This is a genomic window from Paraburkholderia sediminicola, from assembly GCF_046027355.1.
Taxonomy (GTDB): Bacteria; Pseudomonadota; Gammaproteobacteria; order Burkholderiales; family Burkholderiaceae; genus Paraburkholderia; species Paraburkholderia sediminicola_B.
The window spans coordinates 22,490-38,322 of the sequence record NZ_JAQQEK010000054.1 but is presented as its reverse complement, the minus strand read 5'-3'; the positions used below and the strand labels follow the sequence as shown (position 1 = coordinate 38,322).

Here is a 15,833-nt window from a genome sequence, read left to right as displayed (position 1 = left end):
CCGCACAGGGGCAACGCTAATAGACCACTAACAAAGCAAGGAAAGGCCAACACGCAAAGAACACAGCCAAACCAAGCCCTCTAAAAAAAAACCTCAAAAATTATGCCGCAACCCCAAAACCACAGAAACCTGCCGATCCGAATCCGAATTAACCACATTCGGAATCTGCGCCAGGTTCTCCGTCGCCCCGGTCACGGGATCAACCCCTAACCCAGCTCCAGAAGACTTCTGCCCAATCGCCACCGCATAAACAGCGGTCCGCTTCGACAAGCTATACACCGCTCCAAGATTGACCTGATGCACCCGGGTAGACCCACTCCCACTCGGCTTAACATCATTGAAAATATAAGCCAACCCAAGCTGCAAATCCGGCGCGAGCGCATAGGTGGTATTCAACTCGGCAATATCAAACGACACATCGGCGCCACCAGGCCGGGCCGCACTCGCAAAATACTGACTCTGCGACAACCGCGTATGCGTATACGTCACCGCCACATTCGCCTTGCCGAACGAATACGAACCCCCTGCCCCAAAAATCCGCACCTTGCTCGCATCCTGCAACAAACAATACGACGCGTCCGCATTCGCACAACTGAAGTCGCCGATATAGCCACTCGTGCCCCCCAACGCCGCCTGCAACGGCTGATTCAACTCCAGATACCCCGCGCTCAACGATAACGGCCCCTGCGCGTAATTCGCCGCCAGCGCCCAGCCCTTGTTCTGCGAAAAATTCCCCGCCACGCCGCCAAGGCTGAACAATCCCCCAACAGTCAAACCACCAAAACTCGGACTGATGTACTTGATCGAATTGTTGAAGTTGAACGCCTCGTTCAGATTGTCGACGTCGCCGAAATGCGAACCGTACAGCGTCGCCCAGTTATTACTCGATGCATACGCACCCATGTAGTCCGAGAACGGATCGTATTGACGGCCGAACGTCAGCGCGCCATAGGTCGAGTTGTTCACACCGACCCACGCATTGCGATTGAATAGCGTATTCGATTGCAGCATCACACCGCTGCCGATCAGAAAGCTGTTCTCCAACGCGAAGTTAACCGTCGTCCCCCCGCCGATATCCTCCGTGCCCATCAAGCCCCAACGCGACGGCACCAGGTTGCCGCCCGCCAGTTGATAGTTCGCGTGTCCGTTGGTGCTGCCGTCGGCCAGCGTCGTCTGCTGGTTGCTCGTGTAGACGAGGCCGGCGTCGACCGTGCCGTAAAGCGTCACCGAAGATTGCGCGTGCGCGCCCATCGAAAGGCCGAACGCGGCCAGCGCAAGCGCCGAGCGCTTGACGAAAGTGTCTGCCATGATTGTCTTGTCGAGAAGTGAGGTAGGTGGTTGTCGCGCGGTTCGCTTACTGGCCGAAGCGTGCGTAGATATCCGGGCGCTTCTTGCGCAGGATGAGACCGATCACCACGCCGACAAGCGCCACCGTGAACACGATCCAGGGAAAGGATTTGACGATCGGACTATCGGAGCCGCTGAGCGCATCGAGGTTGCGCACCAGAATCACACCGATATACAGCAGGCCCAAACCACCCACTAGCGGCGCGACGAACGAGTGCCATACGCGCGTGTCCTTGCGCGTCTTGCGGAAGAACGCGATCACCGAAAAACTCGTCACCGCCTGCAACATCACAATGCCGATCGTGCCGAGCGCCGAACTCCAACTGAACACGATGTTGAACACGTCGCTGCCCGCCGCGATAAAGAGGCCGAGCAGCACGCACACCGAGAGCGTCTGCAGATAGCTCGCCACATACGGCGAACGATATTTCTCATGCACACGGTTGAGTGCTTGCGGCAGGATGCCTTCAAGACTCAGCGCATGGATATAACGCACCAGCGTGTTATGAAACGACAGGAGACTCGCGAAGATACTGCTGAGCAGCAGGAAGCTCATCACCGTCGTCACCGCGCCGCCCAGATATTTGCCGGACTGAATGAACCAGAAATCGCCCGGCTGTTTGGTCGCGACGGTGACCACATCGGCGAGGCCGTACGCGCAGACAATGGTCCACGTGACGAAGGCGAAGAACACGAGAATCAGCATCACGGATACGTACGTGGCGCGCGGCACCGTCACTTTCGGATCGCGGCATTCCTTGCCGTAGATCGCGGTCGCTTCGAAGCCGATGAACGAGGCAAAGGCGAACATCACCGCAATGCCGAGGTGGCCGCTGAACACATGCTGCGGCGTGAACGGCGCGAGCGTGAGGCCGTTCGGTCCACCGCCGTGCACGACGATCGCGATTGCGAGCACCAGCAGAATGCCCAGTTCGAGGCACATCAACACGCCGAGCAGGCGGCTATTCAGATCGATGCCGCGAATGCCCGTGAATTGCACCACGGCGACGCAAATGAGCGAATACCCGTACCAAGGCATCGCGGTATGCAAGAGCGGCGAGAGGATCACCGTACAGAAAAATCCAAACAGTCCGTACAGCGCGATCTGGATGAACGTGTATGACATCAGCGCGACGAGCGCCCCGGCCATGCCCAACGGCCGCCCGAGTCCGGCGGTGATATACGCGTAAAACGCGCCGGCCCGCACCACGTGTCGGCTCATCGACGCAAAGCCCACGCTGAAAATCAGCAGCACCAAGCCGGCAATCACGAACGCACCCGGAATGCCCGCGCCGTTGCCCAGACTGATCGCAGGCGGCACCGCGCCGAGCATGCCGGTCAGCGGCGCGGCCGCCGAAATCACGAGGAACACGATCTGCCATAGGCCCAGCGTATTGCCTTTCAATTCCACGGGGTTCTCCGCGTCGACCGCTCGGGTCGGAGAATAGGGTTCACTCATCGCTGCCTCTTTTGTGTTGGCTAGTCTGGGACTCGCCTGAACCCCGCACTGCTGATCCAGACGCTCGGTTGACCGATCTCCGATGCTTCGGTGTGAGCGCATGGTAGGTAGCTAAAAAATAAAGCGACTTCGCGAACCGCGCCAAATTTTCGATAATTTGCGCCAATGCGCGTGGAAGCCAAAATTCAGCGGTTTGCAGTGAATACTTAGGAACCTGAACTATTCTTGCGCGGCACGGGTAAAGCCACGCAATACTTTCAGACTGAAAGAAAATGCGCTGACGTCATGCGTTATTTTTTTTCCAGTTGCGCGTGGCGCGCCACAAGACTGTGGCATCGGCATAACCGACGGCGCGTGCGATCGCCGCATTGGTGAGCTCTTCCCGTTCGAGCAATCCTTCGACGCTGCGCTGCCGCTCCTCGCGCAATATCTGCCGCACCGACGTGCCCTCCTGCGCGAGGTGCCGTTGCAACGAACGATGCGAGAGACCGAGATCCTTCGCGATGTCGGCGACGATCAGCTTTTCGTGCGCGAGCCGCCGCGTCACCAGATCGCGAACCTGCTCGACGATGCTGTGCGGCATCGCATCGCGCGCGATCAGATCGGTGGCGTGGCGCTCCATCATGCGCGCCATTTGCGTGTCGGCGCTTTTGAGCGAAGCGTCGAGATCCTGAGGACGCAGAATCACGCCATTGAAAGGCTTCTGAAAGCGCACCGGCACACGAAAAATGCGCGCATAGGGTTTGAGGTCCGCGGGCGCGGCGTGCTCGAAATGCACTTCGACCGGATTCCACGCGGCGCCGCGCACGAGGCGGACCATATGGCACATGGTCGAGAGGCTGTATTCCGCATCCTGCCGGCGCGGCCAGATTTGCGAACTGGCGATCTGGTAGGTCCAGATCGGCCATTCGTCGTCGCGCAGCAATTCGCAGGTCGTGGTGTTCTGCCACGACGCGAGCGCGAGCGTGAACTTGCGCAGCGCCGCATTCAATGTGGGCGACGACAGAAACACGAGGCCCGCCGGCCCGAGCTCCGTCAATTGCAATTCACTGCCGAGGCGCAAGCCAAGTGCAGGCTCGCCGAGCACCTCGGCGGCACGCTCGAACGCCGCCACGTAGCGCGTGAGCGGCAGGATTTCATACGGATTCGACAGGAGCTTGCGGCTCATGCCGAACTCCTCCAGCAGCGCGTCGCATTGCGCGCCCGATGCATCGAGTGCGCGCACAACCGGTCCCATGACCGCGGCGCGGATCATCGGGAAACTGCCGTTGAGCGTGACTTTTTTCATGTTGAGCGTCTCCTCTCCAGTCTTCGCTGATGGTGGCTCGTATCATTCCTCTTGGCGCACTTTATCGTTCATTTGGCGCGATAAGCAAGCGCGAAAATATTATTGGGTTCCTACGATTTGCCATCGACTCAGCGTTCGCTACGCCTCATTTGCCTCGCGAGCACGCTGTCCGGTCCAGCAACTCCTTACGGGAATCTTATGAACACGAATGCCACGAAAGCCGCTCACGCCCCCGTTCATCCGCTCGATCCGCTGAGCGGCGCAGAAATGCAGCTCGCGTGCGACCTCGTGAAGGCCGCCGAAAAACTCGATTCGCACGCGCGTTTTCCGATGGTCGAATTGCGCGAGCCGCCGAAAGCCGAAGTGGTGGCATTCAAGACCGGCGAATATTTCTCGCGCACGGCCTTCGTGCTCGCAATCGATCGTACAAATGGCGCGACGATCGAATTCGAGGTGGACCTGAGAGAAAAGAAAATCGCCGCGCGCCGCGTCATGCCGTTCGCCGAAGCGCCCTACGGTCAGCCGCCCATCATGATCGACGACTTCATGAACGCGGAACAGATCGTCAAGAGCGATGAAGCGTGGCGCGTGGCCGTCATGAAGCGCGGCCTCAGCGAAAAAGATCTGGAACGCGTGCAGGTCGATCCGTTCTCGGCAGGCTGTTTCGATCGCGAGAACGAGAACGGCCGGCGTCTGGTGCGTTGCGTGAGCTACTACCGCGAGACCCTGACCGACAACGGCTACGCGCATCCGATCGAAGGCGTGCTCGCCGTGGTCGATCTGCTCGAAAAGAAAGTGATCGAACTGGTGGACGACGGCCGCATCATTCCGATTCCGCGCGCCAAGCACAACTACGACACGCCGAGCCTCGGCGAGCCGCGCAGCACGCTCAAACCGCTGTCGATCAACCAGCCCGACGGCCCTAGCTTCACCATCGACGGCTGGCACGTGAACTGGCAGAACTGGAACTTCCGCGTCGGCTTTACGCCGCGCGAAGGGCTGGTGCTGCATCAACTGTCGTGGGACGACGGCAAGAGCACGCGCCCAATCATCTACCGTGCGAGCGTCACGGAAATGTGCGTGCCCTACTCCGACCCGAGTACGAACCACTACTGGAAAAGCGCGTTCGACGCCGGCGAATACGGTCTCGGCAAACTGGCGAACCAGCTCGAACTCGGTTGCGATTGCCTCGGCACGATCCGCTATTTCGACATTCCGTCCGCGGACGATTTCGGCAACGCGTTCGTGATGAAGAACGCCGTCTGCATGCACGAGGAAGACTACGGCACGCTGTGGAAGCACTATGAATTCCGCACTGGCGTATTCGAAATGCGCCGCTCGCGACGCCTCGTGATTTCGTTCTTCGCGACGGTCGGCAATTACGACTACGGCTTCTACTGGTATTTGTATCAGGACGGCACGATCCAGCTCGAATGCAAGCTGACCGGCATCGTGCAGACCTCGGCGGTGGCCGACGGCGACACCTATCCGTGGGGCGGCATGATCACGGAAAACCTCGGCGGCCCGACGCACCAGCACTTCTTCAACGCGCGCATGCACATGATGGTGGACGGCGAGCGCAACACGGTGACCGAACACGAATTCGTGCCGCGTCCGATGGGCGAGAACAATCCGTACGGCAATGTGTTCGATACGACCAAACGCGTGTTGAAGACGGAAAGCGAAGCCGCACGTCTGGCAAACGGCGGCACCGGCCGCTACTGGAAGGTCAGCAACCCGAACGTGAAGAATGCCGTAGGCGCGAATCCGGGCTACAAGCTGGTCGTGAACGACTCGCCGCTGATGCTGGCCGACGAACGTTCGAAGGTGCGTCAGCGCGGCGGCTTTGCCACGCGTCACGTGTGGGTCACGCCGTTCGATCCGGCTGAGCGCTATGCGAGCGGCGATTATCCGAATCAGCATTCGGGCGGCGACGGCCTGCCGCGTTATATCGAGGCGAACCGCAACATCGAGAACGAAGACGTCGTGCTGTGGCACAGCTTCGGCCACACGCACGTGTGCAAGCCCGAGGACTTTCCGGTGATGCCGGTGGAGTACGCCGGCTTCATGCTCAAGCCAAACAACTTCTTCTCGGCCAACCCGACGATGGACTTGCCGGCCGAGCGTGATCTGAACAGCGTCGAAGACGGCAAGTCCACGGATCATGGCTGCTGCAAGCACTGATCCGATCGTGCCTCGCGCACGGCACGCCACTCTCGCGACCACGCTGTGCGCGAGTGCGGCATGCGTGTGCCTCGCGAGCGGCGGTGCGGCGCTGTTGATGCAGGCCGGCCTCGGTCGGCACGCCACCGCGCTGTGGATGAGCGCGCTGATGCTGGCGGCCATGATGAGCGTGCCGCTGCTGATGTCGCGCTCGTCGGGCCAAGCCACTATGCTGACAAGCGCCGCGACGCTCATCGTGACGATCAGCGCGATGAATAGCGTGCCGGCGTATCTGAATGATTCTGCGCACGGCGTCGCTGTTGCCGTGCTGATGATCGCAACGGGCGTCGGCATGTTGTTCTACCGGTTGCGCGGCGACGCCGAATCGCGTCATGACGTGGATCGCAGCAACACGCACGACTCCCGCTCGGTCAAGGCGGCGACTCCTTCAGGCGCAACGGCTCTGCTCGCCTTGCTTGCGGGACTGTCGAGCGGCAGTCTCGCCCGCTTTCAGCTCTTTGCGATTTGCGGCGTGAGCGGCGCACAGCCGGTCTGGCACATCGCGCTTTCGCTTGCCGCGGTCTGCGCGCTGGCTTTCATCGCCGATCACTCGCGCGGCAATCGCATGCTGATGGCGTTGTATGTCACGCGTGCGGCGCTGATCGGCACGCTCGCGGCGAACGACAATCCCACGCTCGCACCGCTCGTGGCAGCGATCTTTCTGGTGCTCGACTGCTTGACGATCCCGGCGCTCGTGAACTTGCGCGGCAACTCTAGCAGCGTATTGAGCGCGAGCTGCCCCGGCGTCGCGCATCACGTCGGCATGGTGCTGGGCGCGGCGTTATCGACCACACCCTACTTTTTCGGCGATGGATTCGTCGTGCTGTATGCACTAAGCGCGACAGCGAACGTGATCTGCGCCGCGTCGTTAGCAACACATTGGCGTGCAAGGCAACGCATCCACCTTCGCCCAAGTCCATACCGCCATCAGGCGAACCCTTCCGGCTAGCGCCACGGCCACTCAACCTCAACGGAGACGAACCACATGACCGAACACAAGCTAGCGGCCGCATTGCCGCACACCATGTTCATCAACGGCGAAAAAACCGGCAGCGCCGCAGGCAAAACCTTTGCGGTCTTCAACCCCGCCACCGCAGAAGAAATCGCGCAGATCCCTGACGCCTCGGAAGCCGACATCGATCACGCAGTCAGAACCTCGAAGGCGGCCTTCGAATCCGACGCATGGCGCAGAATGCCGCCGGCCGTTCGCGAGGGCCTGCTGCTCAAACTGGCCGACCTCGTCGAGCGGCACAGCGACGAACTCGCCACGCTGGAAACGCTGAATCAAGGCAAGCTCATCGGCTTCTCGAAGATGCTGGAAGTGGCGGGCAGCGTCCAATGGCTGCGTTATATGGCCGGCTGGGCGACCAAGATTGAAGGCACCACCTTCGATCTGTCGATTCCCTTCCCGCCGGGCACGCGCTACAACGCGTCGACCAAACGCGTGCCGGCCGGCGTGGTCGCCGCGATCGTGCCGTGGAATTTCCCGCTGCTGATGGCGGTGTGGAAAATCGCCCCGGCGCTGGCCTGCGGTTGCACCGTGGTGCTCAAACCCGCCGAAGAAACCCCGCTGACGGCCATCCGTCTCGCCGAACTCGCGCACGAAGCGGGCTTCCCTGCCGGCGTATTCAACGTGGTCACAGGTCGTGGCGAAACCGCCGGCGCGGCACTCGTGCGGCATCCGCTGGTGAACAAGGTGACGTTCACGGGATCGACCGAGGTCGGACGCATCATCGGCCGTCAATGCGCGGACGATCTGAAGCGCGCGTCGCTCGAATTGGGCGGCAAGAGCCCCGTGATCGTGCTCGACGATTGCGATCCGCGCAAGGCGATCGAAGGCGCTGCCGGCGCGATCTTCTTCAACCACGGCCAGGTCTGCACGGCGGGCTCGCGTCTGTATGTCGCGCGCTCGATCTATGACGAAGTCGTGCAAGGCATTGCCGCCGTCGCCGACGGCATCACGCTCGGCTCCGGTTTCGACGCGGCGACGCAGATGGGCCCGATGGTCTCCGCGCGGCACCGCGACAAGGTGGCCGGCATGATCGCGCAAGGCAAGGACGAGGGTGGCGAGATTCTGTCACGCGATGCGCGCGTGGAAAGCGACGGCTACTTCGTGCGTCCGACGGTAATCGCCAATCGCGCCTGCAAACCGCTTTCCGTCGTCAAGGAAGAAGTGTTCGGTCCCGTGCTGGTCGCCATGCCCTATGACGACCTCGATGAAGTGCTGGCTCAGGCGAACGCGTCCGAGTACGGACTCGGCGCGAGCGTCTGGACCAACCAGCTCGACAAGGCACTGCGGCTCGTGGACGGCATCGAGGCCGGAACGGTATGGGTCAACACGCACAACATGGTCGACCCGGCCATGCCGTTCGGCGGCTTCAAGGCTTCCGGCATCGGCCGCGAACACGGCAAAGCGATTATCGACTCGTATACGGAGAGCAAGTCGATCTGTATCGCTTACTAGCGCTGTGATGCCTGCGCGGTGCGTCACAAGCAAGGCGCCGCGCCGTGCAGGCAAACCAGTAAAATACCGGGACATCGCGCCACCGCGCCTTACCTTCCGGTCGAACATCTTGAAACGCAAAATGCCCGCGCTGAATGCGCTGAAAGCCTTCGAAGTCGCCGGCCGCACGGGCAGCTTCACCCGCGCCGCGGAGCTGCTCAACGTCACGCAAAGCGCGGTTAGCCGGCAGGTTCGGCAACTCGAGGCGCAATTGGGCGAGACCCTGCTGCAGCGTCATCATCACCATCTCGAACTGTCGGCCGCCGGCCGCATTCTTCTGCAAGCGCTGCAGCAATCGTTCGACCGTATCGAACTCACGGTTCGTGGCCTGCAAGAAAAAACCCATCGCAACCGCTTGCGTATCAACGCGCCTCCCACCTTCACGAGCCGCTGGCTGATGCCGCGCCTCGGCCGCCTTCGCGATGCGCATCCGCAACTCGAACTGAGTCTGTCGACCCGCGTCGACGACAACCTCGCGGAATCCGGTGTGCTCGACTGCGCGATCCGCTTCGGCAATGGCGAGTGGGAAGGTGTCGACAACCGCCTGTTGATGAGCGAGCGGCATATCGCCGTCTGTTCGCCCGCGTTGCTCGCGCGTCAGGCGGGCCGTGCGGCGATCGACCTGAATCAGTTCACGCTGTTGCACGTGCTGGCGAGCGCCGATCAGCGCTATCTGACCTGGCAGCATTGGCTGAAGGCGGCGGGGATAGAAAACGTGGATACGCGTGGTGGTTATGAATTCGATCTGCTCGATCATGCGATTCGCGCGGCCATTGACGGACTCGGCGTGACCATCGCCGACCGTCATATGATCGCGCGCGAACTGGCCGAGGGCCAGCTCGTGCAGGTGCTGAATGTGCACGTGGACGGGCATCAGTCGTACTGGCTCGTCACGCGCGCGGAGCAGGATGAACTACCGCATGTCGCGCTGTTCCGCGACTGGCTGCAACAGGAAATCTGGTTGAGCGGACGAGCGCTCGATGCGTCGGAGTCCGCGCCGTTGAGCGACGCGGGTTGAGGCTAAACCATCAAGCAGCAGCAGCCATCTCCGCTGCCGCGGGCCGATACGCAACTTCGCTTGCCGCGTCCTCGAGAATCATGTCGGCGCCCTTCTCCGCCACCATCATGGTCGGCGCATTGATATTGCCCGACGTGATATTCGGAAAGATCGACGCATCGACCACGCGCAAGCCAACAATGCCATGCACCCGCAAACGCGCATCCACCACCGAGGTGCGCGGATCGTCGCCCATCGCGCACGAACCGCACAGGTGATAGATCGAACCCGATTGCTCGCGGAAGTACTGTAGGAAACCTTCGCGCGTATTCACCTGCGGTCCCGGCGAGATTTCCTCGACCGTGATCGCCTTCAGCGCTGGCGACGCCATCACCTTGCGCACCAGTTCGCAACCCTGGATCACTTCGTCGATGTCCTTCTCCGTGGTCAGCGCGTTGATGCGGATCTTCGCGGCGTCCTCGGCGCGATTCGACGCGATTTCGATCGAACCGCGGCTGGTCGGCCGGCATGGATTGAACGCCAGCAGAAAGCCCGAGTACGGTTCAGGTTCGAGATTCGCCTTGTTGCTCTTCGGAATCCGGTACGAGAGCGGATTGAAGTACAACTGCAGATTCGGTTGCGTTTGCTGATCGTTGCCTTTGAAGAACCCACCCGATTGGTTCACGCTCATCGCGAGCGGTCCCTTGCGCGTCAGCAGATATTGCAGACCGAGCTTGAGCTTGCCGAGCAGCGGCCGCATCTCGTCGTTCAGCGTCTTCATGTTCGCGCGATAGTAGAAGCTCACGCACAAATGGTCCTGCAGATTCCGGCCCACGGCGGGCAGTTCCTTGACCATCGCAATGCGATGCTTCGCCAGCAATGCGCTGTCGCCCACGCCGGAGAGTTGCAGCAGCTTCGGCGAATCGACCGCGCCCGCCGACAGGATCACTTCACGCGTCGCCATGAATTGCCGCGTAACGCCGTTCTGCGTGACGCTCACGCCGATCGCGCGTTGGTTGCCGTCGAATAGAACGCGGCTTGCCAGCACGTCGCGCTCGACGGTCAGGTTCTTGCGCGACAGCACCGGATGCAGATACTCGAAGCTGCTCGACGAGCGCTGGCCGTTACGCGTATTCACGTCATAGATGCCGGCGCCTTCGAATTGGGCGCCGTTGAAGTCGTCGCTGCGCTGATAGCCTGCCTGATCGCAGCCTTTCAGGAACACATGGCAGATCGGATGCACCGCATCTTTCATCGGCGAGATGCGGATCGGGCCGTCGGCGCCGTGATATTCCGTGTTGCCGAGCGGATGCGATTCGAGCTTGCGGAAGTACGGCAACACGTCGCGAAACGCCCAGCCCGTGTTGCCGGCGGCGGCCCAATCGTCGAAGTCATGCGGCTGGCCACGCACATAGATCATCGCGTTGATCGAGCCGGAGCCGCCTTGCACCTTGCCACGCGGACAATAAATCGGCCGGTTGTCGAGTTCCTTTTCGGGCTCGCTGTAGTACATCCAGTTATAGGTTTCGTTGTAGTACGTCTTGGTGAAACCCACCGGAATCTTGAACCAGAACGAGCTGTCCTTGCCGCCCGCTTCGAGCAGCAGCACCGAATATTGGCCCGACGCCGACAGGCGGTTGGCGAGAATGCAGCCCGCCGAACCCGCGCCGACGATGATGTAATCGTAGTTCATGCTCTATGTCGCCAGACGGCGCTCAATCCATTGAAAGCGTAGTGGTGAAACCCGCCAGATGCAAACCGCCCTCAACCCTTGGCCGGCGCGAGGTCTTTCACGTCGGCCGGTTGCGCCGCCATCTGCAGATGCAGACGCTCGCCGGTGTACGGCGTGTGCTGCCTGACGACTTCCATGTTCAGTTCGACGCCGAGACCCGGTTCCTGCGACGGAATGATGTAACCGTCTTCCCATTGAATCGGCTTCTTCAGCACGGCCGCATGAAAACCGTCCCACGTGCCAATGCTTTCCTGAATCAGGAAGTTCGGCGTGCAAGTCGCGAGCTGGATGCTGGCCGCCGCGCCGATCGGCCCGTTGTACAGATGCGGCGCGATCTGCGCGTAGTACACCTCGGCCAGCGTCGCGACTTTCTTCGCTTCGAGCAGGCCGCCCACACGCGCCACGTTCAGTTGCAGAATCGACGCGGCGCCCGCTTCGAGCAGTTTGAAGAATTCGTACTTGGTGGTGAGACGCTCGCCAGCGGCAATCGGAATGCTGGTGTGCTGCGCGACCTGCGCCATCGCACCTTCCTGGCCCGGCGGCACCGGCTCTTCGAACCACAGTGGATCGTATTTTTCGAGGCGTTTCGCAAGCCGGATCGCCGACGAAGGCACCATCTGCCCATGCGTGCCAAACAGCAGATCGGCCTTGCTGCCCACCGCTTCACGCACACGGCGGCAGAACGTCTCGCAACGGTCCAGCACTTCCATCGACAACTGATGGCCCGAGTACGCGGTGTACGGTCCGGCCGGATCGAACTTCACCGCCGTGAAGCCGCGCTTGACGTTTTCAAGCGCGCATTCGGCGGCGAGATCGGGATCGTCGTAGTCGTATTCGCCGCGGCTGTTCTTCGGATACAGGTACGTGTACGAACGCAGGCGCTGATTCACCATGCCGCCCAGCAACTCGTACACCGGCTTGCCGGCCGCCTTGCCGATGATGTCCCAGCACGCCATTTCCAGGCCGCTGACCACGCCCATCATCGTCAGATCGGGGCGTTGCGTGAAACCGCTCGAATACGCTTCGCGCCAGAGCCGCTCGATGTGATGCGGGTCCTTGTCGAGCAGATAGCGGCCGAATACATCGTCGATGATGTGGGTCATCGCTTTCGGATGAAACGTCGCCGAATAGATTTCGCCGACGCCTTCAATTCCGCAATCGGTCTTGAGCTTGACGAAGATCCAGTACATGCCGCCCACATGCGGCGGCGGTACGGCGACGATATGCGTTTCGAGCGTGACGACTTTCATTTACGCAACCTCTTTTCTATTGAGCATGTTTCTCAGCGCGAGCCCGGCAAAGCCGCCGAGCGCCGCCATGACGGCCACATAGCCGAAGTAGAGCTGGTAGCCGAAGACGCCGGGGAACGTCTGCGTCAGATAGCCGTTGATGAGCGGCAGGAACACGTCCGGCGAATAACCGAGCACGGAGATCAGGCCGATCGCGAGACCCATCGTGGTCACCGGAATATTGCAGCGATCCAGCAGCGACCAGTACAAGCCGCGAATCGCGTAAGTCAGAATGCCGATGAACAGCACGAGGAACACCAGCAGCGCGTGGCTCGAGATACGCGGCGCCGCCATCAGGCCCACCAGCGACAGCGCGGCGAGAAAGAGCGCGATCACAAGCACCGACACCTTCGAATAGCGGTCGCCGAGAAAGCCGCCGCCGATGCCGCCGATAGGCCGCATCCACAGCTTGAGCGTGGTGATCGTGCCGGCCATCACGACCGTCAGGCCGATCTCGCCTTCATGCAGATAGGCGGAGAAGCTGTAGGTCGCCCAGAACACCTGGTAGCCGCAAAACACGATGGCGGCGACCAGCCACAGTTCGGGAATCTTCGCGAGTGTTTTCAGGTCGACCAGCACGTTGTTGCGTTGGCGTGCGGCGCGATTGGCGGCCGCGTCATCGGTGCCCTGCGGGTCCTTGACGAGCGCGAGCACGACGCCGAGCGCAATGCAAAGAAACGCGTACATGTAGATCACCAGCTTGAAACCGGCCGCGACCGGTTCGGCCTTGGTCTGCGTCATCCATGCGAACAGCGTGATCGCGATGGTCGCGAGCATGGCTTCGATCAGGCCGCGCCCGCCGTCGAGCAAGCCGAAGAAACGGCCCTGCTCATGCGTGCCCGCAATCATCGTCACGCGTTTGATGACCGCTGCCCAGAACGTCAGGCCGGTCGACAAACCCCAGCCGCCGAAGATCATCATCAACATCGGGAACGACGGCGCGGTCGAATACCACAGCCCGAGCACGCCGGTGGCGATCAGCGAAAAGCAGATCAGCAAACGCGGCGCGATCCGGTCCGCGAGCCAGCCGCTCGGCAGATAACTCAGCAGAAAAATCGTGCCGAGCGACGAATACAGATAGCCGAGCTGGCTATCGGTGATGTGGAACACTTCGAGCATCGTCGGCTGATACACCTGCCGCAGATACAGAATCGGATAGATCGCGCCGGCGGCGATCACCAGCAGGATGAGCTGGACATAGCGTTGCGCCTTGCTGTTTTGCAGGGCGGCCTGCTCGTCGCTTAAAGCGAGCGAAGCGTCGGTTCGGACAGGTTGAGATGACACGTGAGCGCTCCTCAGAGACACAGCGCCAGCCCATCGGGCCGCCCGGTCTCCAATATGTTTTGTTATGGATTGGCAGCGGATTTGCTGCGCTTTTCAGGTTGCAAGGGAGGCACACGCCGAAGTTTCAACATGCGGCGCGTGCCGGTTCAGCTTCAGTACTTCATGACCACGAGACGGGTCTGGGTGAATTCGAGCATGCCGTGTTTGCCATCGTCGCCACCGAGGCCCGAGCGTTTCCAGCCGGCATGGAAGCCCTGATATGGATCGGCGGGCGTACGGTTCACATACAGCTCGCCGGCTTCGATGCCGTTGGCGATCTTCATCGCAGCGCGATAGTTCTCCGTATACAGCACCGACGAGAGACCGAATTGATGGTCGTTGGCCATCTCCAGCGCTTCATCGAGCGTGCGGTATTTGACGACCGGCATGATCGGACCGAAGGTTTCTTCCTGGATGATTTCCATGTCCTGACGGCAGTTCGACAGCAAGGTGGCCGGGTAGAAGAAGCCTTTGCCTTGCGGCAGCTTGCCGCCGGTTTCGAGCGTGGCGCCCGCTGCCACCGCGCGTTCCACCATCGCGTGAATCGACTGGCGCGACGCCTCGTTGACGAGCGGCCCCATCAGCGACGGCTGCTCGCTGCGATCGCCGCTTTCCACTGCGCTCATATGCTTTTTCAGCAGCGCGACGAAGCGGTCATGCACGCTTTCCTGGACGTAGACCCGTTCGATCGCCGTGCACAACTGGCCGCAATGCGTGGTCTTGGAAGCGACCAGGTCGCGCGCGGCTTTCTCGAGATCGGCATCGGCCTCGATGATCGCGGGCGTCTTGCCGCCCAGTTCGAGCGACGGCTTCGCGATGTTCGCCTTGCAGTAGTCGAGCACCTTGCGGCCCGCGCCGACGCTGCCCGTCAGCGTGATCATGCCGACCTTGGGATGCGTGCAGAGTGCTTCCGCGGTGGCGTGGTTCATCGCGAGAATGTTCACCACACCCGCGGGCAAGCCGGCCTTCTCCACCGCCTTGGCGATTTCGAATGCGGAAGTCGGCGTGTTGTTGCTCGGGCGCACTACCACGGTGTTGCCAGCGATCAGCGCCGGCGCCACTTTGCGCATGAACGTATAGACGGGGTAGTTGAACGGTATCAGACACGCGACCACGCCGATCGGCTCGCGATGCAACACGAGGTTTTCGTCAGGCGTGTCGCTCGGAATCACCTCGCCTTCGATGCGGCGCGCCCACTCCGCGTGATAACGGGTGATCTGGCCAGCGTAGATCGCCTCGTTGGTGGCGTCGGCGACGCTCTTGCCCGACTCCAGCGCGAGCGCCGCGCCGATGGCGGGCGCGCATTCGGCCAATGCATCAGCGAGCTTGTGGAGATACGCCGCGCGCTCGGCCGACGGCAGCTTGCGCCAGCTCTTTTGCGCGACGGCGGCGGCGTCGACCGCGGCGATGGCTTCGGCCTCGGTGGCGCCCGTGACATGGGCGATAACGGCCTCGGTGGCCGGGTTGTAGACGGCGATGAGCTCGCTGCTAGCGGTGTCAGTCACGGGGTCGATGAACCGGCCGTTAGCAAAATTCCTGTCGAGTCGCATGGTCGTCTCCTGAAAAGCATGGTGCGAAAAACGCATTGCCCTCGGCTATGGCTTGCATGCCAAAGGTGCATGAACGGAATTTTTCTCCGGGGCACGGCCGGCCACAAGCGAATAATTCGCGT

11 protein-coding genes are annotated in these 15,833 nt (G+C 61.4%); 4 read left to right on the top strand and 7 right to left on the bottom strand.

Annotation, left to right across the window (positions count from 1 at the left end):
• Nucleotides 1-93 precede the first annotated feature (93 nt).
• The 3 genes from PQR42_RS43000 to PQR42_RS42990 form a co-directional block, all read right to left on the bottom strand.
• Nucleotides 94-1,308 (bottom strand): porin, encoded by a 1,215-nt coding sequence (locus PQR42_RS43000; protein ID WP_408392625.1) that lies wholly within the window; start codon nucleotides 1,306-1,308, stop codon nucleotides 94-96.
• 46 nt (nucleotides 1,309-1,354) lie between these two features.
• Nucleotides 1,355-2,806, bottom strand: a complete 1,452-nt coding sequence (locus PQR42_RS42995) for an APC family permease (RefSeq protein ID WP_408392623.1) — start codon at nucleotides 2,804-2,806, stop codon at nucleotides 1,355-1,357.
• A gap of 283 nt (nucleotides 2,807-3,089) precedes the next feature.
• Complete coding sequence (locus PQR42_RS42990) at nucleotides 3,090-4,094, bottom strand: AraC family transcriptional regulator (protein ID WP_408392621.1); 1,005 nt, start codon at nucleotides 4,092-4,094, stop codon at nucleotides 3,090-3,092.
• A 198-nt stretch (nucleotides 4,095-4,292) separates the two neighbouring features.
• Between PQR42_RS42990 and PQR42_RS42985 the strand changes: the two genes are divergently transcribed.
• From PQR42_RS42985 to PQR42_RS42970, 4 genes are all read left to right on the top strand, one after another.
• On the top strand, nucleotides 4,293-6,278 hold the full coding sequence (locus PQR42_RS42985) for a primary-amine oxidase (protein ID WP_408392618.1): 1,986 nt from the start codon (nucleotides 4,293-4,295) through the stop codon (nucleotides 6,276-6,278).
• Nucleotides 6,259-7,266, top strand: a complete 1,008-nt coding sequence (locus PQR42_RS42980) for a hypothetical protein (protein WP_408392615.1) — start codon at nucleotides 6,259-6,261, stop codon at nucleotides 7,264-7,266. The genes PQR42_RS42985 and PQR42_RS42980 overlap by 20 nt, the downstream gene beginning before the upstream one ends.
• Before the next feature lie 36 nt (nucleotides 7,267-7,302).
• Nucleotides 7,303-8,781 (top strand): phenylacetaldehyde dehydrogenase StyD, encoded by a 1,479-nt coding sequence (styD, locus tag PQR42_RS42975; RefSeq protein WP_408392613.1) that lies wholly within the window; start codon nucleotides 7,303-7,305, stop codon nucleotides 8,779-8,781.
• Between the two features lie 121 nt (nucleotides 8,782-8,902).
• Complete coding sequence (locus tag PQR42_RS42970) at nucleotides 8,903-9,838, top strand: LysR substrate-binding domain-containing protein (RefSeq protein WP_408392610.1); 936 nt, start codon at nucleotides 8,903-8,905, stop codon at nucleotides 9,836-9,838.
• A gap of 10 nt (nucleotides 9,839-9,848) precedes the next feature.
• Here the strand turns inward: PQR42_RS42970 and PQR42_RS42965 are convergent, their stop codons facing one another.
• From PQR42_RS42965 to aldA, 4 genes are all read right to left on the bottom strand, one after another.
• Nucleotides 9,849-11,510, bottom strand: a complete 1,662-nt coding sequence (locus PQR42_RS42965) for a GMC family oxidoreductase (protein ID WP_408205666.1) — start codon at nucleotides 11,508-11,510, stop codon at nucleotides 9,849-9,851.
• Nucleotides 11,511-11,581: 71 nt separating this feature from the next.
• Entirely contained in the window at nucleotides 11,582-12,799 is a 1,218-nt protein-coding gene (locus tag PQR42_RS42960; RefSeq protein ID WP_408392607.1) for a mandelate racemase/muconate lactonizing enzyme family protein, read from the bottom strand.
• Nucleotides 12,800-14,122: an MFS transporter gene (locus PQR42_RS42955; protein WP_408392604.1), complete on the bottom strand. Its 1,323-nt coding sequence runs from the start codon at nucleotides 14,120-14,122 to the stop codon at nucleotides 12,800-12,802.
• 152 nt (nucleotides 14,123-14,274) lie between these two features.
• Nucleotides 14,275-15,711: an aldehyde dehydrogenase gene (gene aldA, locus PQR42_RS42950; RefSeq protein ID WP_408392601.1), complete on the bottom strand. Its 1,437-nt coding sequence runs from the start codon at nucleotides 15,709-15,711 to the stop codon at nucleotides 14,275-14,277.
• Nucleotides 15,712-15,833: the final 122 nt, after the last annotated feature.